Genomic DNA, 19,635 nt, shown 5'->3' on the forward strand with positions numbered 1-19,635 from the left:
GCATGACCGAGGAAAAGCTCCGGCGCTACCTCAAGCGCACCGTCACCGAGCTCGACTCGGTGACCGCGCGACTGCGCGAGGTCGAGCAGCGGGCCGGTGAGCCGATCGCGATCGTCGGCATGGCCTGCCGGTTCCCCGGAGACGTGGACTCGCCGGAGTCGTTCTGGGAGTTCGTGTCCGGCGGCGGGGACGCCATCGCGGAGGCCCCCGCCGACCGCGGCTGGGAGCCGGACCCCGACGCCCGGCTGGGCGGGATGCTCGCGGCCGCGGGCGACTTCGACGCGGGCTTCTTCGGGATCTCGCCGCGCGAGGCGCTGGCGATGGACCCGCAGCAGCGCATCATGCTGGAGATCTCGTGGGAGGCACTGGAGCGCGCGGGCCACGACCCGGTGTCCTTGCGCGGCAGCGCGACCGGGGTGTTCACCGGTGTCGGGGCCGTGGACTACGGCCCGCGACCCGACGAGGCGCCGGACGAGGTCCTCGGCTACGTCGGCACCGGCACCGCCTCCAGCGTCGCCTCCGGCCGGGTCGCCTACTGCCTGGGCCTGGAGGGCCCGGCTATCACGGTCGACACCGCCTGCTCCTCCGGGCTCACCGCCCTGCACCTGGCGATGGAGTCGCTGCGCCGGGACGAATGCGGCCTGGCGCTGGCCGGCGGCGTGACCGTGATGAGCAGTCCCGGGGCGTTCACCGAGTTCCGCAGCCAGGGCGGGCTCGCCGCCGACGGCCGGTGCAAGCCGTTCTCGAAGTCCGCCGACGGGTTCGGGCTGGCCGAGGGCGCCGGAGTCCTGGTGTTGCAACGGCTTTCGGCCGCGCAGAGGGAGGGCAGGCCGGTGCTGGCCGTGCTGCGCGGATCGGCGGTCAACCAGGACGGCGCCAGCAACGGGCTGACCGCGCCGAGCGGGCCCGCCCAGCAGCGGGTCATCCGCAGGGCGCTGGAAAACGCCGGTGTCCGGGCGGGCGACGTGGACTACGTGGAGGCCCACGGCACCGGCACCCGGCTGGGCGATCCCATCGAGGCGCACGCGCTGCTTTCGACCTACGGCGCGGAACGCGAGTCGGACGATCCACTGTGGATCGGTTCGGTCAAGTCCAACATCGGCCACACCCAGGCCGCCGCCGGCGTGGCCGGGGTGATGAAGGCGGTGCTGGCGCTGCGGCACGGCGAGATGCCGCGCACGCTGCACTTCGACGAGCCCTCGCCGCAGATCGAGTGGGACCTGGGCGCGGTGTCGGTGGTGTCGGAGCCACGGTCGTGGCCCGCCGGCGAGCGACCGCGCAGGGCGGGCGTCTCGTCGTTCGGCATCAGCGGCACCAACGCGCACGTCATCGTCGAGGAGGCCCCGAAGGCCGACGAGGCCGAGCCGGCACTGGACTCGGGGCCGGTCCCGCTGGTGCTGTCCGGCCGCGACGAGCAGGCGATGCGGGCGCAGGCGGGACGGCTGGCCGGCCACCTCGCCCGCGAGCCGCGGAACTCGTTGCGCGACATCGGTTTCACGCTGGCCACCCGCCGCAGCGCGTGGGAGCACCGCGCGGTGGTGGTCGGCGACCGCGACGACGCGCTCGACGGGCTGCGCGCGGTGGCCGACGGCCGCATCGCCGACCGGACGGCCACCGGCCAGGCCCGAACTCGCCGCGGCGTCGTGATGGTGTTCCCCGGCCAGGGAGCGCAGTGGCAGGGAATGGCCCGCGACCTGCTGCGGGAGTCCCAGGTGTTCGCCGACTCGATCCGCGACTGCGAGCGGGCGCTGGCCCCGCACGTCGACTGGTCTTTGACCGAACTGCTCGGCGGAGCGCGCCCGCTGGACCGGGTCGACGTCGTCCAGCCCGCGCTTTTCGCGGTGATGGTGTCGTTGGCGGCGCTGTGGCGCTCGTACGGTGTCGAGCCCGCGGCGGTCGTCGGCCACTCGCAGGGCGAGATCGCCGCCGCGCACGTCGCCGGCGCGCTCACGCTGGAGGACGCCGCCAAGCTCGTCGCGGTCCGGAGCCGGGTCCTGCGCCGCCTCGGCGGCCAGGGCGGTATGGCGTCGTTCGGGCTGGGCACCGAGCAGGCGGCCGAACGGATCGGGCGCTTCGCGGGCGCGCTCTCCATCGCCTCGGTCAACGGCCCCCGGTCGGTCGTCGTCGCCGGGGAGAGCGGGCCGCTGGACGAGCTGATCGCCGAGTGCGAGGCCGAAGGCATCACGGCGCGCCGCATCCCCGTCGACTACGCCTCCCACTCACCGCAGGTGGAGTCGCTGCGCGAGGAGCTGCTGACCGAGCTGGCGGGCATCTCCCCGGTGTCGGCCGACGTAGCGCTCTACTCGACCACGACCGGCCAGCCCATCGACACCGCCACGATGGACACGGCCTACTGGTACGCGAACCTGCGCGAGCAGGTCCGCTTCCAGGACGCGACGCGGCAGCTCGCCGAGGCGGGGTTCGACGCGTTCGTCGAGGTCAGCCCGCACCCGGTGCTGACGGTCGGCATCGAGGCCACGCTGGACTCCGCGCTCCCGGCCGCCTCCGGTTCCTGCGTCGTGGGCACGCTGCGGCGGGACCGCGGCGGCCTGGCCGACTTCCACACCGCGCTCGGAGAGGCGTACGCGCAGGGCGTGGAGGTCGACTGGAGCACCGCCTTCCCCGACGCGCGGCCGGTCGAGCTGCCCGTCTACCCCTTCCAGCGGCAGCGGTACTGGCTGCCGATCCCCACCGGCGGGCGCGCGCGGGACGAGGACGACTGGCGCTACCAGGTCGTATGGCGGGACGCCGAGTGGGAGAGCGCTTCGCCGGCCGGGCGCGTGCTGCTGGTGTCCGGACCGGGCGTGCCGCCCGAGTTGTCGGACGACGTCCGAAGTGGACTGGAGCAGAGTGGTGCGACGGTCCTGACCTGCGACGTGGAATCCCGCTCGGCCATCGGCACCGCCCTGGAGGCCGCCGACACCGACGCTCTGTCCACGGTGGTGTCGTTGACGGCCCGCGGCGAGGCCGTCGATCCGTCGCTGGACGCGCTCGCCCTGGTCCAGGCGCTCGGCGCGGCCGGGGTCGAAGCGCCGCTGTGGGTGCTGACGCGCAACGCCGTGCAGGTGGCCGACGGCGATCCGGTCGATCCGGCGCAGGCGATGGTGGGCGGTCTCGGCCGCGTGGTCGGCATCGAGCAGCCGGGCCGCTGGGGCGGCCTGGTGGACCTGGTCGACGCCGACGCCGCGTCGATCCGGGCGCTGGCCGCGGTGCTGGCGGACCCGCGCGGTGAGGAGCAGGTCGCGATCCGGCCGGACGGGATCAAGGTGGCGCGGTTCGTGCCGGCCCCCGCCCGCGCCGCTCGCACCCGCTGGAGCCCGCGCGGCACCGTGCTGGTCACCGGTGGCACCGGAGGGATCGGCGCGCACGTCGCCCGCTGGCTGGCCCGCTCGGGCGCCGAGCACCTGGTGCTGCTGGGCAGGCGCGGCGCCGACGCGCCCGGTGCGGCCGAGCTGCGGGAGGAGCTGGCCGCGCTCGGCGCGGGCGTGACCATCGCTGCCTGCGACGTCGCCGATCGGGCCAGGCTGGAGGCGGTGCTCGCCGCGGAGCGTGCCGAGGGGCGCACGGTCAGCGCCGTGCTGCACGCGGCGGGGATCTCCCGGTCCACCCCCGTCGAGGACCTCACCGAGGCCGAGTTCACCGAGATCACCGACGCGAAGGTGCGCGGCACCGCCAACCTGGACGAACTCTGCCCGGACCTCGACGCCTTCGTGCTGTTCTCCTCGAACGCGGGCGTGTGGGGCAGCCCCGGGCTCGCCTCCTACGCGGCGGCCAACGCCTTCCTCGACGGCTTCGCGCGGCGGCGCCGGAGCGAGGGCGCGCCGGTGACGTCCATCGCCTGGGGCCTCTGGGCCGGGCAGAACATGGCCGGGGACGAGGGCGGCGAGTACCTGCGCGGCCAGGGACTGCGGGCCATGGATTCGGAGCGGGCCGTCGAGGAACTGCACATCACCCTCGACCACGGCCAGACGTGCGTGTCCGTCGTGGACATGGACCGCAGGCGCTTCGTCGAGCTGTTCACCGCGGCCCGGCACCGGCCGCTGTTCGACGAGATCGCCGGTACCGGGGCGGAAGCCCGGCAGAGCGAGGAAGGCCCGGCGCTGGCGCAGCGGCTCGCGCCGCTGTCGGCGGCCGAACGGCGTGAGCACCTCGCGCGCCTGGTCCACGCCGAGGTCACCGCGGTGCTCGGCCACGGCGAGGACGCGGCGATCGACCGCGACCGCGCCTTCCGCGACCTCGGGTTCGATTCCATGACCGCCGTCGACCTGCGCAACCGGCTCACCGCGGTGACCGGAGTGCGGGAAGCCGCGACGGTGGTATTCGACCACCCGACCATCACCCGGCTCGCCGAGCACTACCTGGAGCGGCTCGTCGGCGAAGCCGAGGCGGAGCACGCCCCGGCGCTCGTGCGCGAGGCGCCGCAGGATGCCGACGACCCGATCGCGATCGTCGGAATGGCCTGCCGCTTCGCCGGGGGCGTGCACAACCCCGGCGAGCTGTGGGAGTTCATCGTCGGCGGCGGAGACGCCGTGACCGAGATGCCCACCGACCGGGGCTGGGACCTCGACGCGCTGTTCGACCCGGACCCGCAGCGCCACGGCACCAGCTACTCCCGCCACGGCGCGTTCCTCGACCGGGCCGGTGACTTCGACGCGGCGTTCTTCGGGATCTCGCCGCGCGAGGCGCTGGCGATGGACCCGCAGCAGCGCCAGGTGCTCGAGACGACGTGGGAGCTGTTCGAGAACGCCGGCATCGACCCGCACTCGCTGCGGGGCAGCGACACCGGCATCTTCCTCGGCGCCGCGTACCAGGGCTACGGCCAGGACGCGGTGGTGCCCGAGGACAGCGAGGGCTACCTGCTCACCGGCAACTCCTCCGCCGTGGTGTCCGGCCGCGTCGCCTACGTGCTGGGGCTGGAAGGTCCCGCGGTCACGGTGGACACGGCGTGTTCGTCGTCGCTGGTGGCGTTGCATTCGGCGTGTGGTTCGTTGCGTGACGGGGACTGCGGTCTTGCGGTTGCCGGTGGTGTGTCGGTGATGGCGGGCCCGGAGGTGTTCACCGAGTTCTCCCGCCAGGGCGGCCTGGCCGTGGACGGGCGCTGCAAGGCGTTCTCCGCCGAGGCCGACGGCTTCGGCTTCGCGGAGGGCGTCGCGGTGGTCCTGCTCCAGCGGTTGTCCGACGCCCGCAGGGCAGGTCGCCAGGTGCTGGGCGTGGTAGCAGGCTCGGCGATCAACCAGGACGGCGCGAGCAACGGTCTCGCGGCGCCGAGCGGCGTCGCCCAGCAGCGGGTGATCCGCAAGGCGTGGGCGCGTGCGGGGATCACGGGTGCGGACGTGGCCGTGGTGGAAGCGCATGGGACCGGTACGCGGCTGGGTGATCCGGTGGAGGCGTCGGCGTTGCTGGCGACCTACGGCAAGTCGCGCGGGTCGTCGGCACCTCTCCTGCTGGGTTCGGTGAAGTCGAACATCGGTCACGCGCAGGCGGCCGCGGGTGTCGCGGGCGTGATCAAGGTGGTTCTCGGGTTGAACCGCGGCCTGGTGCCGCCGATGCTGTGCCGCGGTGAGCGGTCGCCACTGATCGAATGGTCCTCGGGCGGTGTGGAACTGGCAGATTCGGTGAGCCCGTGGCCGCGCGCCGCCGACGGGGTGCGCCGTGCCGGCGTGTCGGCGTTCGGGGTGAGCGGGACGAACGCGCACGTGATCATCGCCGAGCCGCCGGAGCCCGAGCCGCTGCCGGAACCCGAACCGGTGGGCGTGCTGGCCGCTGCGAGCTCGGTGCCGGTGGTGCTGTCGGCCAGGACCGAGACGGCGCTCGCGGCCCAGGCGCGGCTCCTGGAGTCCGCAGTGGACGAATCGGTTCCGTTGGAGGCATTGGCTTCCGCGTTGGCGACCGGACGCGCGCACCTGCCGCGTCGCGCGGCGTTGCTGGCACGCGACCACGAACAGCTCCGGGAACAGCTGCGGGCCGTGGCCGAGGGCTTGGCGGCCCCCGGAGTCACCACCGGCGCCGCTTCCGGTGGTGGCGTGGTGTTCGTCTTCCCCGGTCAGGGCGCCCAGTGGCAGGGCATGGCGCGGGGGCTGCTCTCGGTCCCCGTCTTCGCCGAGTCGGTAGCCGAGTGCGATGCGGTGCTGACCGAGGTCGCCGGGTTCTCCGCGTCCGAGGTGCTGGAGCAGCGTGCGGACGCGCCGTCGCTCGACCGCGTGGATGTCGTGCAGCCGGTGCTGTTCGCGGTGATGGTGTCGCTGGCGCGGTTGTGGGGCGCCTGCGGCGTCAGCCCTTCGGCCGTCATCGGCCACTCCCAGGGCGAGATCGCGGCCGCGGTGGTGGCCGGAGCGTTGTCGCTGGAGGACGGCGTGCGCGTCGTGGCCCTGCGTGCGAAGGCGTTGCGCGCGCTGGCGGGCAAGGGCGGCATGGTCTCGCTGGCGGCTCCCGGCGAACGTGCCCGCGCGCTGATCGCACCCTGGGAGGACCGGATCTCCGTCGCGGCGGTCAACTCCCCGTCCTCGGTCGTGGTCTCCGGCGACCCGGAGGCCCTGGCCGAACTCGTTGCCCGTTGCGACGACGAAGGCGTGCGCGCCAAGACACTCCCGGTGGACTACGCCTCGCACTCCCGCCACGTCGAGGGCATCCGCGAGACGATCCTCGCCGACCTCGACGGCATCGCCGGGCGGCGCGCCGGAATCCCGCTCTACTCCACGCTGCACGGCGAACGCCGCGACGGCACCGACCTGGGTTCGCGGTACTGGTACGACAACCTGCGCTCCCAGGTGCGCTTCGACGAGGCGGTCTCGGCCGCCGTCGCCGACGGCCACGCCACCTTCGTGGAGATGAGCCCGCACCCGGTGCTCACCGCGGCGGTGCAGGAGATCGCCGCGGACGCCGTGGCCATCGGGTCGCTGCACCGCGACACCGCGGAGGAGCACCTGATCGCCGAGCTCGCCCGCGCCCACGTGCACGGCGTGGCCGTGGACTGGCGGGTCGTCTTCCCGGCGGCACCCCCGGTGGCGCTGCCGAACTACCCGTTCGAGCCCCAGCGGTACTGGCTCGCGCCCGAGGTGTCCGACCAGCTCGCCGACGCCCGCTACCGCGTCGACTGGCGACCGCTGGCCACCACGCCGGTGAACCTGGACGGGGACTACCTCGTCCACGGTCCCGCCCCGGAGTCGCTGACCAGCGCCGTCGAGAAGGCCGGAGGCCGCGTCGTGCCGGTAGCCTCGGCCGACCGCGAAGCGCTCGCGGCGGCCCTGCGGGAGGCGCCGGGCGAGGTCGCCGGAGTGCTCTCGGTCGACACCGACGCCGCAACGCACCTCGCCCTGCACCAGTCGCTGGGTGAAGCCGGCGTACGGGCCCCGCTCTGGCTGGTCACCAGCGGAGCGGTCGCGTTCGGAGAGCACGAGCCGGTCGATCCCGAGCAGGCGATGGTGTGGGGTCTCGGGCGCGTCATGGGCCTGGAGACGCCGGAGCGGTGGGGCGGGCTGGTGGACCTGCCTGCCGAACCCGCGCGGGAGGACGTCGAGGCGTTCGTCGCCTGCCTCGGCGCGGACGGCCACGAGGACCAGGTCGCGGTCCGCGACCACGCCCGCTACGGCCGCCGCCTCGTCCGCGCTCCGCTCGGCACCCGCGAGTCGAGCTGGGAACCGGCGGGCACGGCGCTGGTCACCGGCGGCACCGGTGCTCTCGGCGGCCACGTCGCCCGCCACCTCGCCAGGTGCGGGGTGGAGGACCTGGTTCTGGTCAGCAGGCGCGGCGTCGACGCTCCCGGCGCGGCCGAGCTGGAAGCCGAACTGGTCGCCCTCGGTGCGAAGACGACCATCACCGCCTGCGACGTGGCCGACCGCGAGCAGCTCGCCGAGCTGCTGGAAGACCTGCGCGGGCAGGGACGTCCGGTGCGGACCGTCGTGCACACCGCCGGGGTGCCCGAGTCGCGTCCGCTGCACGAGATCGACGAGCTGGAGTCGGTCTGCGCGGCGAAGGTGACCGGGGCCGGGCTGCTCGACGAGCTGTGCCCGGACGCCGGCACCTTCGTCCTGTTCTCCTCCGGAGCGGGGGTCTGGGGCAGCGCGAACCTCGGCGCCTACTCCGCGGCCAACGCCTACCTCGACGCGCTGGCCCACCGCCGCCGCGCCGAAGGGCGCGCGGCGACGTCCGTCGCGTGGGGCGCCTGGGCGGGCGAGGGCATGGCCACCGGCGACCTCGACGGGCTCCTCCGGCGCGGCCTGCGCCCGATGGCGCCCGAGCGCGCGATCCGCGCGCTGCACCAGGCCCTGGACAACGGCGACACGTGCGTGTCGATCGCCGACATCGACTGGGAGCGCTTCGCGGTCGGCTTCACCGCCGCCCGGCCCAGGCCGCTGCTCGACGAGCTGGTCACGTCCGCGGTGGCGGCCGTCCCGGCGGTGCAGGCGGCCCCGGCGCGGGAGATGACCACCGAGGAGCTGCTGGAGTTCACGCACTCGCACGTCGCGGCGATCCTCGGCCACTCCAGCCCGGACGCGGTCGGGCAGGACCAGCCGTTCACCGAGCTCGGATTCGACTCGCTGACCGCGGTCGGGCTGCGCAACCAGCTCCAGCGGGCCACCGGGCTCGCGCTGCCCGCGACGCTGGTGTTCGAGCACCCCACCGTCCGCAGACTTGCCGACCACATAGGACAGCAGCTCGCCAGTGGGACTACCGCGCGGGAAACGAGCAGCGCTCTCCGCGACGGCTACCGGCAGGCGGGCGTGTCGGGGAGGGTCCGGCCCTACCTCGACCTGCTGGCCGGGCTGTCGGACTTCCGCGAGCACTTCGACGGCTCCGACGGGTTCTCCCTCGATCTCGTCGACATGGCCGACGGTCCAGGAGAGGTCACGGTGATCTGCTGCGCGGGAACGGCGGCGATCTCCGGTCCGCACGAGTTCACCAGGCTCGCCGGGGCCCTGCGCGGAATCGCTCCGGTTCGGGCCGTGCCCCAACCCGGCTATGAGGAGGGCCAGCCACTGCCGTCGTCGATGGCGGCGGTGGCGGCCGTGCAGGCCGATGCGGTCATCAGGGCCCAGGAGGGCAAACCGTTCGTGGTGGCCGGTCACTCCGCGGGGGCGCTGATGGCCTACGCGCTCGCGACCGAACTGCTCGATCGCGGGCACCCGCCGCGCGGTGTCGTGCTGATCGACGTCTACCCGCCAGGGCACCAGGACGCGATGAACGCCTGGCTGGAGGAGCTGACCGCCACGCTGTTCGACCGCGAGACGGTGCGGATGGACGACACCAGGCTCACCGCGCTGGGCGCCTACGACCGCCTCACCGGCCAGTGGCGACCCCGGGAAACCGGGCTGCCGACGCTGCTGGTCAGCGCCAGCGAGCCGATGGGTCCGTGGCCCGACGACGGCTGGAAGCCGGCGTGGCCCTTCGAGCACGACACCGTCGCCGTCCCCGGCGACCACTTCACGATGGTCCAGGAGCACGCCGACGCGATCGCGCGGCACATCGACGCCTGGCTGGGCGGAGGAAACACATGACCACGACCGATCGCGCCGCGCTGGGCAGGAAGCTCCAGATGGTTCGCGGCCTGCACTGGGGCTACGGCAGCAACGGCGACCCGTACCCGATGCTGCTGTGCGGACACGACGACGACCCGCAGCGCTGGTACCGCTCGATGCGCGAGTCCGGCGTGCGGCGAAGCCGCACCGAGACGTGGGTGGTGGCCGACCACGCCACCGCGCGGCAGGTGCTCGACGACCCCGCCTTCACCCGCGCCACCGGACGCACACCGGAATGGCTGCGAGCGGCGGGTGCTCCGCCCGCCGAATGGGCCCAGCCGTTCCGGGACGTGCACGCCGCGTCCTGGGAGGGCGAGGTTCCCGACGCCGACGAGCTGGCGGAGAGCTTCGCCGGTCTGCTCCCCGGCGCGGGTGCGCGGCTGGACCTGGTCCGCGACTTCGCCTGGCAGGTACCGGTGCAGGGCATGAACGGGGTGCTCGGCGCAGCCGATGCGCTGCGCGGCGCCGCGTGGGACGCGCGCGTCAGCCTGGACGCCCAGCTCAGCCCGCAGCAGCTCGCGGTGACCGAAGCAGCGGTCGCGGCACTGCCCGCCGACCCCGCGCTGCGCGCCCTGTTCGCCGGGGCCGAGATGACCGCCAACACCGTGGTCAACGTGGTACTGGCGGTCGCCGCCGAACCGCGGCTGGCCGAACGGATCGCCGACGACCCCGCCGTCGCGCAGCGCACCGTCGCCGAGGTGCTGCGCCTGCACCCGGCGCTGCACCTGGAGCGGCGCACGGCCACCACCGAACTGCGGCTGGGCGAGCATGAGATCGGCGAAGGCGACGAGGTCGTGGTCGTCGTCGGGGCGGCCAACCGCGACCCGGAGGCCTTCGCCGAGCCCGACCGCCTCGACGTCGACCGCCCTGACGCCGACCACGCGCTGTCGGCGCATCGCGGCCACCCCGGCATGCTCGACGAACTGGTCACCGCGCTCGCCACCGCCGCACTGCGGGCCGCCGCCAAGGCGCTGCCCGGACTCACGCCCAGCGGCCCGGTCGTCCGGCGCCGCCGCTCACCCGTCCTGCGGGGAGCCAACCGCTGCCCCGTCGAGCTCTGAGGTAACCGCGATGCGCGTCGTCTTCTCCTCCATGGCCAGCAAGAGCCACCTCTTCGGCCTCGTCCCCCTTGCCTGGGCGTTCCGCGCTGCTGGCCACGAGGTCCGCGTCGTCGCCTCCCCGGCGCTCACCGAGGACATCACCGCCGCCGGGCTGACCGCCGTCCCGGTCGGCACCGACGTCGACCTCGTCGACTTCATGACCCACGCCGGCCACGACATCATCGACTACGTCCGGAGCCTGGACTTCAGCGAGCGGGACCCCGCCACGCTGACCTGGGAACACCTGCTGGGCATGCAGACCGTGCTCACTCCGACCTTCTACGCCCTGATGAGCCCGGACACGCTGGTCGAAGGCATGGTCTCGTTCTGCCGCAAGTGGCAGCCCGACCTGGTCATCTGGGAACCGCTCACCTTCGCCGCGCCCATCGCGGCGGCGGTGACCGGCACGCCGCACGCGCGGCTGCTGTGGGGACCCGACATCACCACCCGGGCGCGGCAGAACTTCCTCGGCCTGCTGTCCGAACAGCCGGAGGAGCACCGGGAGGACCCGCTCGCCGAGTGGCTCACCTGGACCCTGGAGAAGTTCGGCGGACCGGCCTTCGACGAGGAGGTGGTCGTCGGGCAGTGGACGATCGACCCCGCCCCGGCCGGGATCAGGCTCGACACCGGCCTGAAGACCGTCGGGATGCGCTACGTCGACTACAACGGGCCGTCCGTGGTGCCGGAATGGCTGCACGACGAGCCCGAGCGCCGCCGCGTGTGCCTCACGCTCGGGATCTCCAGCCGCGAGAACAGCATCGGGCAGGTCTCCATCGACGAGCTGCTGGGCGCCGTCGGCGACATCGACGCCGAGATCATCGCGACCTTCGACGCGCAGCAGCTCGAAGGCGTCGCGAGCATCCCGGACAACGTCCGCACCGTCGGCTTCGTCCCGATGCACGCGCTGCTGCCGACCTGCTCGGCGACGGTGCACCACGGCGGTCCCGGGAGCTGGCACACCGCGGCGATCCACGGCGTGCCGCAGGTGATCCTGCCCGACGGCTGGGACACCGGCGTGCGCGCGCAGCGCACGCAGGACTTCGGGGCGGGGATCGCGCTGCCCGTGCCCGAACTGACTCCCGACCAGCTCCGGGAGTCGGTGAAGCGGGTCCTCGACGACCCCGCCCACCGCGCCGCCGCGGCGCGGATGCGCGAGGACATGCTCGCCGAGCCGTCACCGGCCGAGGTCGTCGGCATCTGCGAGGAACTGGCCGCAGGAAGGAGAGATCCACGATGACCACCGACGCCGCGACGCACGTGCGGCTCGGGCGTTCCGCGCTGCTCACCAGCAGGCTCTGGCTCGGCACGGTGAACTTCAGCGGACGCGTCGAGGACGACGACGCGCTGCGCCTGATGGACCACGCCCGCGACCGCGGCATCAACTGCCTCGACACCGCCGACATGTACGGCTGGCGGCTCTACAAGGGCCACACCGAGGAGCTGGTGGGCAGGTGGCTGGCCCAGGGCGGCGGACGGCGCGAGGACACCGTGCTGGCGACCAAGGTCGGCGGTGAGATGAGCGAGCGCGTCAACGACAGCGGGCTGTCCGCGCGGCACATCATCGCCTCCTGCGAGGGATCGCTGCGCAGGCTGGGCGTCGACCACATCGACGTCTACCAGATGCACCACATCGACCGGTCCGCGCCGTGGGACGAGGTGTGGCAGGCGATGGACAGCCTCGTCGCCGGCGGCAAGGTCTCCTACGTCGGCTCGTCGAACTTCGCGGGCTGGCACATCGCCGCCGCGCAGGAGAACGCCGCCCGCCGCCACTCCCTGGGCATGGTCTCCCACCAGTGCCTCTACAACCTGGCGGTCCGGCACGCCGAGCTGGAGGTGCTGCCCGCCGCACAGGCATACGGGCTCGGCGTCTTCGCCTGGTCGCCGCTGCACGGCGGCCTGCTCAGCGGCGCGCTGGGCAAGCTGGCCGCCGGCACCGCGGTGAAGTCGGCGCAGGGCCGTGCGCAGGTGCTGCTGCCCGCCATGCGCCCGGCGATCGAGGCCTACGAGAAGTTCTGCCGCAACCTCGGCGAGGACCCCGCCGAGGTGGGGCTCGCGTGGGTGCTGTCCCGGCCCGGCGTCGCGGGCGCCGTCATCGGCCCGCGCACCCCCGAGCAGCTCGACTCCGCGCTGAAGGCGTCCGCGATCACCCTGGACGAGCAGGCGCTGTCCGAACTGGACGAGATCTTCCCCGCGGTGGCCTCCGGCGGCGCGGCGCCGGAAGCCTGGTTGCAGTGAGCACAACAGGAACCGAGAAAGGATACGGCTGGTGAGCGTGAAGCAGAAGTCAGCGTTTCAGGACCTGGTCGACTTCGCCAAGTGGCACGTGTGGACCAGGGTGCGGCCGTCCAGCCGTGCGCGTCTGGCCTACGAGCTGTTCGCCGACGACCACGAGGCCACGACCGAGGGCGCCTACATCAACCTCGGCTACTGGAAGCCCGGCTGCGCCAGCCTGGAGGAGGCCAACCAGGAGCTGGCCGACCAGCTCGCCGAAGCTGCGGGGATCAGCGAGGGCGACGAGGTGCTCGATGTCGGGTTCGGCCTCGGCGCGCAGGACTTCCGCTGGCTCGAGACGCGCAAGCCGGCCCGGATCGTCGGCATCGACCTGACCCCGAGCCACGTCCGCATCGCCTCCGAGCGCGCGGAGAGCGAGAACGTGCAGGACCGCCTGCAGTTCAAGGAGGGCTCCGCGACCGACCTGCCCTTCGGCGCGGAGACCTTCGACCGCGTCACCTCCCTGGAGTCGGCCCTGCACTACGAGCCGAGGACCGACTTCTTCAAGGGCGCGTTCGAGGTGCTCAAGCCCGGCGGCGTGCTGGCCATCGGCGACATCATCCCGCTCGACCTGCGCGAGCCCGGTTCCGACGGACCGCCGAAGCTGGCGCCGCAGCGGTCGGGATCGCTGTCCGGCGGCATGCCCGTGGAGAACTGGGTGCCGCGCGAGACCTACGCCAAACAGCTCTCCGAAGCGGGCTTCGTCGATGTCGAGGTGAAGTCGGTCCGCGACAACGTGATGGACCCCTGGCTGGACTACTGGCTGCGCAAGCTCCAGGACGACTCGTTCCGCAAGAGCGTGAGCAGGCTCTTCTACAGCCAGGTCAAGCGGTCGCTGACCAGCGACTCCGGCATGAAGGGCGAGCTGCCCGCGCTGGACTTCGTGATCGCCTCAGCCCGCAAGCCCGGCGCGTAGCAGGTCGCGGCGCACGGCACCGGCCACCTCGGCGACCTGTTCGCCGAGGTAGAAGTGCCCGCCGGGGAAGGTCCTGGTCCGGCCGGGGATGACCGAGTGCTGCAACCAGCGCTCGGCGTCCCCGGTCGCGGTCAGCGGGTCGGCGTCGCCGCACAGCGCGGTGATTCCGGCCCGCAGCGGCGGTCCGTCCGCCCACGCGTACGAGCGCAGCACGCGGTAGTCGGCGCGCAGCACCGGCAACGACATGGCGAGCAGAGCCTCGTCGGCCAGCGCCGCCTCGCTGGTGCCGAGCCTGCGCAGCTCGTCGACCAGGCCGTCGTCGTCGGGCAGGTCGGTGCGGCGCTCGTGCACGCGGGGCGCGGTCTGCCCCGACACGAACAGCCGCACCGGCCCGACGCCGGGCTCGCGTTCGAGCCTGCGCGCCGTCTCGTAGGCGATCAACGCGCCCATGCTGTGCCCGAACAGCGCGAACGGGCCGTCGTCACCGGACGAGCGCAACACGGCGGCCACCTCGTCGGCGATCTCACCGGCGGTGCCCAGGGGCTCCTCGTCGCGGCGGTCCTGGCGCCCCGGGTACTGCACGGCGTGCACGTCGATCTCGGGCGCCAGGACGCGCGCGAGGTCGAGGTAGGAGTCGGCGGCGGCTCCCGCGTGCGGGAAGCACACCAGCCGCGCCCGGTGCTCGACGGGAGGACCGAACCGCCGCAGCCAGGTGCTCATCGGCGCCTCATCCGTCCAGCCGCAAGGGCAGGTGGTCGATGCCCCGCAGCAGCAACGACCGCCGCCACACCACGTCGTCCGCGTCGATTCCCAGCGACAGGTCCGGGAAGCGGTCGAACAGCGCCCGCAGCGCCACCTCGCCCTCCAGCTTGGCCAGCGGTCTGCCCATGCAGTAGTGGATGCCCTGCCCGAACGTCAGGTGACCGCGGGTGTCGCGGGTGACGTCGAAGCTGTCGGGGTCCGGGAACTGCCTGGGGTCGCGGTTGGCCGCGCCGTTCGCGACGAGCACCGTGCTGTACTGGGGAATCGCGACACCGCCGATCTCGACCTCCTCCACGGCGAAGCGCGTGGTGGTCTCCGGCGGAGCGATGTGGCGCAGGATCTCCTCGACGGCGTTGGGCAGCGCCGACGGGTCCCGCCGCACCAGCGCGAGCTGGTCCGGGTGGGTGAGCAGCAGGTAGGTGCCGATCCCGATGAGGCTCACCGACGCCTCGAAACCGGCCAGCAGCAGCACCAGCGCGATGGAGGTCAGCTCGTGGGCGCTGAGCCGGCCGTCATCGTCGTCCTGGACCCGGATCAGCGCCGAGAGCAGGTCGTCCCCGGGCTCGGTGCGGCGCCGCTCGACCAGCTCGAGGATGAAGTTGACGACCTCGCTGGCCGCCTGCCCGCGCTGTTCGGCCCGCTGCGGGTCCATGACCAGGATCTCCGAGCTCCACCGGCCGAACTCCCCGCGGTACTTCTCGTCGACGCCGAGCAGCTCGCAGATGACCTTGATGGGCAGCGGGTGGGCGAAGCGGTCGACGACGTCCACCACGCCGGAGTCGCCCAGCTCGTCGAGCAGCTCCGCGGTGATCTGCTCGACGCGGGGCCGCATGGCCTCCACGCGGCGGACGGTGAACGCCTGCGACACCATCTTGCGCAGCCGGGTGTGCGTCGGCGGGTCGCTGGTGCCCATGTTGTTGGCGAAGTAGTCCCGCACGTCCTCGGGAAAACCGATGTAGGCCGGGAACTCGACCTCCACGCCCGGGTACTTCTTCTTCGGGTCGCTGCTCAGGCGCAGGTCGCTCAGCGCGGCTTTCGCCTCGTCGTAGCCGGTGATCAGCCACGCGTCCTGGCCGAGGAAGCGCACCGGCGTCACCGGCGCGGTCTCGCGCAGCTCGGCGTAGGTGCGGTACCAGTCGACGTGGAACGCGTCGCTTTCGAGGTCGGGAACGGTCGTCATACGACTTCCAGTCGGGGTAGGGGAAAGATCAGCTTTCCGCCGCCCGCGAGGAACTCCTGCTCGCGTTCGACGAATCCGTCGCGGTAGATCCAGGGCAGCACGAGCAGCTGGTCGGGGCGGCGCGACCTGGCCTCTTCCTCCGACACGATCGGGATACCGGTGCCCGGGGTGTAGCACCCGGACTTCTCCGGGCTGACCTCGCCGATGCAGGGCAGGTCCTCCTCGGTGAGCCCGCAGTACTGGAGGATGACGTTGCCCTTGGTCGAGGCACCGTAGCCGAGCGTCAGCCTGCCCTCGGCGCGCGACTTGGCCAGGAACTCGAGCAGCTGGTCGCGCTGGCGCTCGGTGTCGCGCGCGAACGCCTCGTAGGGGGCCATGGTGTCGAGCTTCGCGGCGGACTCGCGGGCGCGGATGCGCTCCAGGCCCGCCTCGTCGACCGGATGGCCGCTGCCTTCCTTGGCCAGCACGGCGCACAGGCTGCCGCCGTAGACGTCGGTGATCTCGGCATCGACGACCTTCAGCCCGGTGCGCTGTGCCATCCACTCGATCTGCGCGAGCGCGTAGTACTCGAGGTGCTCGTGGCACACGACGTCGTAGGCGCCCGCGTCGAGCATGGAGGGCAGGTAGCTCTGCTCCATCAGCCAGAGCCCGTCGTCGGCCAGGATGTCGTGCACGTCCCGCATGAACCGCATCGGCTCGGGCAGGTCGTAGAACATCGCGATGGAGGTGACGACCTTGGCGCGGCGCTCGCCGTAGCGCTCCTCGAAGGCGTCGGCGGAGAAGAACCCGGTGACCAGGTCGGCCTCCGGCGGGTAGAGGTCGCGGAACTTCTCGCCCACCAGGTCGAAGCCGACCAGCTTCGGGGCGTCGGGCAGGTATCCGCGCAGCAGCGTGGAGTCGTTGCTGCCGATGTCGACCACCAGGTCGTCCTGGCCCACCGGCATCATGCCCCGCAGCTTGGCCACCTTGCCGTGCAGGTGGTTGATCATGAACGGGCGGATGCCGGACCGGTAGCCGTATCCCTCGTTGTACATCAGCCCGAAGTCGGCGCTCTCGCGCAGCTGGACCAGTCCGCAGCCGGGCGGCGCGCACTTGACCAGTTCGAGCGGGACCGAGGGCACGATTTCGTCGCGGTTCCGGGGGAAAACTCCGGTGAGGGCCTGATCTCCCAGGTGAAGCACGGACTCGAGGTCATGGTTTCCGCATATGCGGCATTTGCCTAGTCCCACAAGGAAGATCATAACGAGCGCGGCGCCGTGTCCAACCCGTCGAGCTTTGTGTCCTGGATCACACATCCGAGATATTTCGTCCATTGTGGACATCTACTTTCGCCGCATGGTCCGGTGCGGGAGCGAAGTCCGAAAAGTCCGTGTCGGCGATGCTCGCCGGTGCTACGTTGATCAAGCTGAAAATCATTTGCCTGTCAGGGGGTGGGCGCGTGAAACGGCTGGTCATCCGCATCGCGCCGTTGATTCTGATCGTTCCGCTGCTCGTCGCGGCCGCATCACCGGTACGCCATTCGCAGCGGGTCGATGAGCTGATCGGACAGCTGACCCTGGACGAGAAGCTCTCCTTCGTCTACTGGGACTACAACGAGAAGGACCCGCTGGCGAAGCTCTGGCTGCCTGGCGTGCCGAGGCTGGGCATCCCGCAGATCCGCGGCACCGACGGCCCGGCCGGCGTCACCATCCACCAGCCGGCGATCGCGATGCCCGCGCCGGTCGCGCTGGCGTCGGCTTTCGACGACCGGCTGGCGCACGAGTTCGGCACGGTGCTCGGCAGGGAAGGCCGCGCGTTCGACCAGGACATCATCCTGGGCCCGATGGTCAACAACATCCGCGTCCCGCAGGCGGGACGCAACTTCGAGACCTTCAGCGAGGACCCGCTGGTCACAGCCCGCACCGCGGCCGCGGAGATCCGCGGCATCCACAGCCAGGGACTGATGACCAGCGCCAAGCACTACGCGGCCAACACCCAGGAGACCGACAGGTTCACCATCGACGTCGGCGTGGACCAGCGCACCCTGCGGGAGCTGGAGCTGCCCGGCTTCGAGGCCGCGGTCGCAGCCGGCGCGACATCGGTGATGTGCGCCTACCCCAAGGTCAACGGCACGCACGCCTGCGGCCACCGGCAGCTGCTCACCGAGATCCTCAAGGAGCAGTGGGGTTTCCAGGGCTGGGTGATGTCGGACTGGACCGCCACCCACGCCACCGAGGACCTCGTCGCCGGGCTGGACCAGGAGATGGGCGTCGAGGTCCGCGAGGACGGCAGCCTGTTCAAGGGCAAGTACCTGGGCGAGGCGCTGAAGAAGGCCATCCAGGAGGGCCGCATCCCCGAGTCCGCGCTCGACGAGTCGGTGCGCCGCATCCTCACCCAGTTCGAGCGGTTCGGGCTGCTCGACGAGACCAAGCCGCCCCGGCCGGAACGCGACGTCGCGGGAGGCACCCGGATCGCCCAGGAGGTCGCCGAGTCGGGCGCGGTGCTGCTGCGCAACGAGGGCGGCGTGCTGCCGCTGGATCCCGCGGCGGGCCAGGACATCGCGGTCATCGGGCCGTCGGCCGAGCAGCCGAAGGTCACCGGGCTGGGCAGCTCCTACGTCGAGCCGGACTTCGCCAACGCGCCGCTGGACACCATCACGCAGCGCGTCGGCAGCGGCGGGCGCGTCGGGTACTCCGTCGGCGAGGAGCTGAGGGGCGCGCCGATCCCGGAAACCGCGCTGCAACCGGCGTTCGTGCCCGGCGAGGTCACCCCGCCCTCGTCCGGCGGCGTGATCTACGACGGCAGGCTGAAGGTGGACGCCGACGGGCTCTACCGCATCGCGGCCAGGATCGACGGCGGCAACGGCAGCCTGCAGATCGACGGCGGCCCCCCGATCGGCGTCGGCGACGTCTTCGGCCCGCTCACCAGCGTGCCGGTCTGGCTCACCAAGGGCGAGCACACCATCCAGATGACCGGTGCGACGCCGGTGGGCGGCGGTTCGCTCGACGTCGACCTGACCTGGGTCACGCCCGAGCACGCCCAGCGCGAGTTCGACGCGGCGGTGGAGCGGGCGCGCGACTCCGACGTCGCGGTGGTGTTCGCCTACGACGACGGAGCGGAGACGGCCGACCGGACGTCGCTGAGCCTGCCCGGCACCCAGGACAAGCTCATCGACGCCGTGGCATCGGTCAACCCGAACACCGTCGTGGTGCTCAACACCGGCTCGTCGGTCACGATGCCGTGGCTGGACAAGACCCGCGCGGTGCTCGACATGTGGTACCCGGGACAGGCGGGAGCGGAAGCCACCACGGCGCTGCTGTTCGGCGACGCAGAGCCCGGCGGACGGTTGACCCAGACCTTCCCGGTGTCGCAGGAGCGGACGCCGGTCGGCGGCGACCCGGCGCGTTTCCCCGGCGTGGACGGGAAAGTGCACTACTCGGAGGGCATCTTCTCGGGCTACCGCTGGTACGACCGGGAGGGCGTGGACCCGCTTTTCCCGTTCGGGCACGGGCTTTCCTACACCACGTTCGAGCGCGCCGACCCGGTCGTCGAGCGCACCCGCGACGGGCTCGACGTGACGGTGACCGTGCGCAACACCGGCGAGCGGCGCGGCAGCGACGTCGTGCAGGTCTACCTCGGGCCCAGCCCGCAGGTGCCCCTGGAACAGGCACCGCGGCAGCTCGCCGGATACCAGAAGGTCGAACTCGCACCGGGCGAGACCAAGCGCGTCCGGGTGCACGTCGCGGAGCGGGCGCTCCAGCACTGGGACGACGCCGCGGGCGGCTGGAAGCTCGGCGGCGGCGAGCGAGCGGTGGAGATCGGCCCGTCGTCCCGCGACATCGATCTCCGGACCGACATCACCCTCTGATTCTTCTCGACAGAACGGGGCAGGCCCTTCGGTGGGCCTGCCCC

The 19,635-nt window shown here is 72.4% G+C and carries 8 protein-coding genes and 1 pseudogene; 6 read left to right on the forward strand and 3 right to left on the reverse strand.

Features of this window, described 5'->3' with window-relative positions; all coding sequences use genetic code 11:
• Positions 1-5 precede the first annotated feature (5 nt).
• From HUO13_RS03810 to HUO13_RS03830, 5 genes and pseudogenes are all read left to right on the forward strand, one after another.
• A pseudogene (locus HUO13_RS03810) lies at positions 6-9,494 on the forward strand (SDR family NAD(P)-dependent oxidoreductase); the annotation flags it as partial.
• Entirely contained in the window at positions 9,491-10,576 is a 1,086-nt protein-coding gene (locus HUO13_RS03815; protein WP_211900115.1) for a cytochrome P450 family protein, read from the forward strand. The pseudogene HUO13_RS03810 and the gene HUO13_RS03815, both read left to right, overlap by 4 nt.
• Positions 10,577-10,586: 10 nt before the next feature.
• The gene (gene eryCIII / locus HUO13_RS03820; RefSeq protein ID WP_211900116.1) at positions 10,587-11,852 is read left to right on the forward strand and encodes a 3-alpha-mycarosylerythronolide B desosaminyl transferase; all 1,266 of its coding nucleotides are present in this window, start codon (positions 10,587-10,589) and stop codon (positions 11,850-11,852) included.
• A complete protein-coding gene (locus HUO13_RS03825) occupies positions 11,849-12,850 on the forward strand; it encodes an aldo/keto reductase (RefSeq protein WP_211900117.1) in 1,002 nt (333 codons plus the stop codon). The genes eryCIII and HUO13_RS03825 overlap by 4 nt, the downstream gene beginning before the upstream one ends.
• Positions 12,851-12,881: 31 nt before the next feature.
• On the forward strand, positions 12,882-13,802 hold the full coding sequence (locus HUO13_RS03830; RefSeq protein ID WP_211900118.1) for an SAM-dependent methyltransferase: 921 nt from the start codon (positions 12,882-12,884) through the stop codon (positions 13,800-13,802).
• On the opposite strand, the gene HUO13_RS03835 is transcribed toward HUO13_RS03830, so the two are convergent.
• From HUO13_RS03835 to HUO13_RS03845, 3 genes are read right to left on the reverse strand one after another with little or no spacing between them, the layout of a single operon-like run.
• Positions 13,779-14,522 (reverse strand): thioesterase II family protein, encoded by a 744-nt coding sequence (locus HUO13_RS03835; RefSeq protein WP_211900119.1) that lies wholly within the window; start codon positions 14,520-14,522, stop codon positions 13,779-13,781. The two genes, HUO13_RS03830 and HUO13_RS03835, sit on opposite strands and share 24 nt — an antisense overlap.
• A 7-nt stretch (positions 14,523-14,529) precedes the next feature.
• Complete coding sequence (eryF, locus tag HUO13_RS03840) at positions 14,530-15,744, reverse strand: 6-deoxyerythronolide B hydroxylase (protein ID WP_211900120.1); 1,215 nt, start codon at positions 15,742-15,744, stop codon at positions 14,530-14,532.
• Positions 15,741-16,985, reverse strand: a complete 1,245-nt coding sequence (locus HUO13_RS03845) for a class I SAM-dependent methyltransferase (protein WP_211900121.1) — start codon at positions 16,983-16,985, stop codon at positions 15,741-15,743. The genes eryF and HUO13_RS03845 overlap by 4 nt, the downstream gene beginning before the upstream one ends.
• Before the next feature lie 197 nt (positions 16,986-17,182).
• Here HUO13_RS03845 and HUO13_RS03850 point away from each other — a divergent pair, with 197 nt between their 5' ends.
• The gene (locus tag HUO13_RS03850; RefSeq protein ID WP_211900122.1) at positions 17,183-19,591 is read left to right on the forward strand and encodes a beta-glucosidase family protein; all 2,409 of its coding nucleotides are present in this window, start codon (positions 17,183-17,185) and stop codon (positions 19,589-19,591) included.
• Positions 19,592-19,635: the final 44 nt, after the last annotated feature.

The organism is Saccharopolyspora erythraea (assembly GCF_018141105.1).
Classification (GTDB): domain Bacteria; phylum Actinomycetota; class Actinomycetes; order Mycobacteriales; family Pseudonocardiaceae; genus Saccharopolyspora_D; species Saccharopolyspora_D erythraea_A.

Coding starts and splice junctions, on each gene's coding strand:
- HUO13_RS03815 (WP_211900115.1), top strand. CDS start 9,491: ATGACCACGACCGATCGCGCCGCGCTGGGCAGGAAGCTCCAGATGGTT.
- eryCIII (WP_211900116.1), top strand. CDS start 10,587: ATGCGCGTCGTCTTCTCCTCCATGGCCAGCAAGAGCCACCTCTTCGGC.
- HUO13_RS03825 (WP_211900117.1), top strand. CDS start 11,849: ATGACCACCGACGCCGCGACGCACGTGCGGCTCGGGCGTTCCGCGCTG.
- HUO13_RS03835 (WP_211900119.1), bottom strand. CDS start 14,522: ATGAGCACCTGGCTGCGGCGGTTCGGTCCTCCCGTCGAGCACCGGGCG.
- eryF (WP_211900120.1), bottom strand. CDS start 15,744: ATGACGACCGTTCCCGACCTCGAAAGCGACGCGTTCCACGTCGACTGG.
- HUO13_RS03845 (WP_211900121.1), bottom strand. CDS start 16,985: ATGATCTTCCTTGTGGGACTAGGCAAATGCCGCATATGCGGAAACCAT.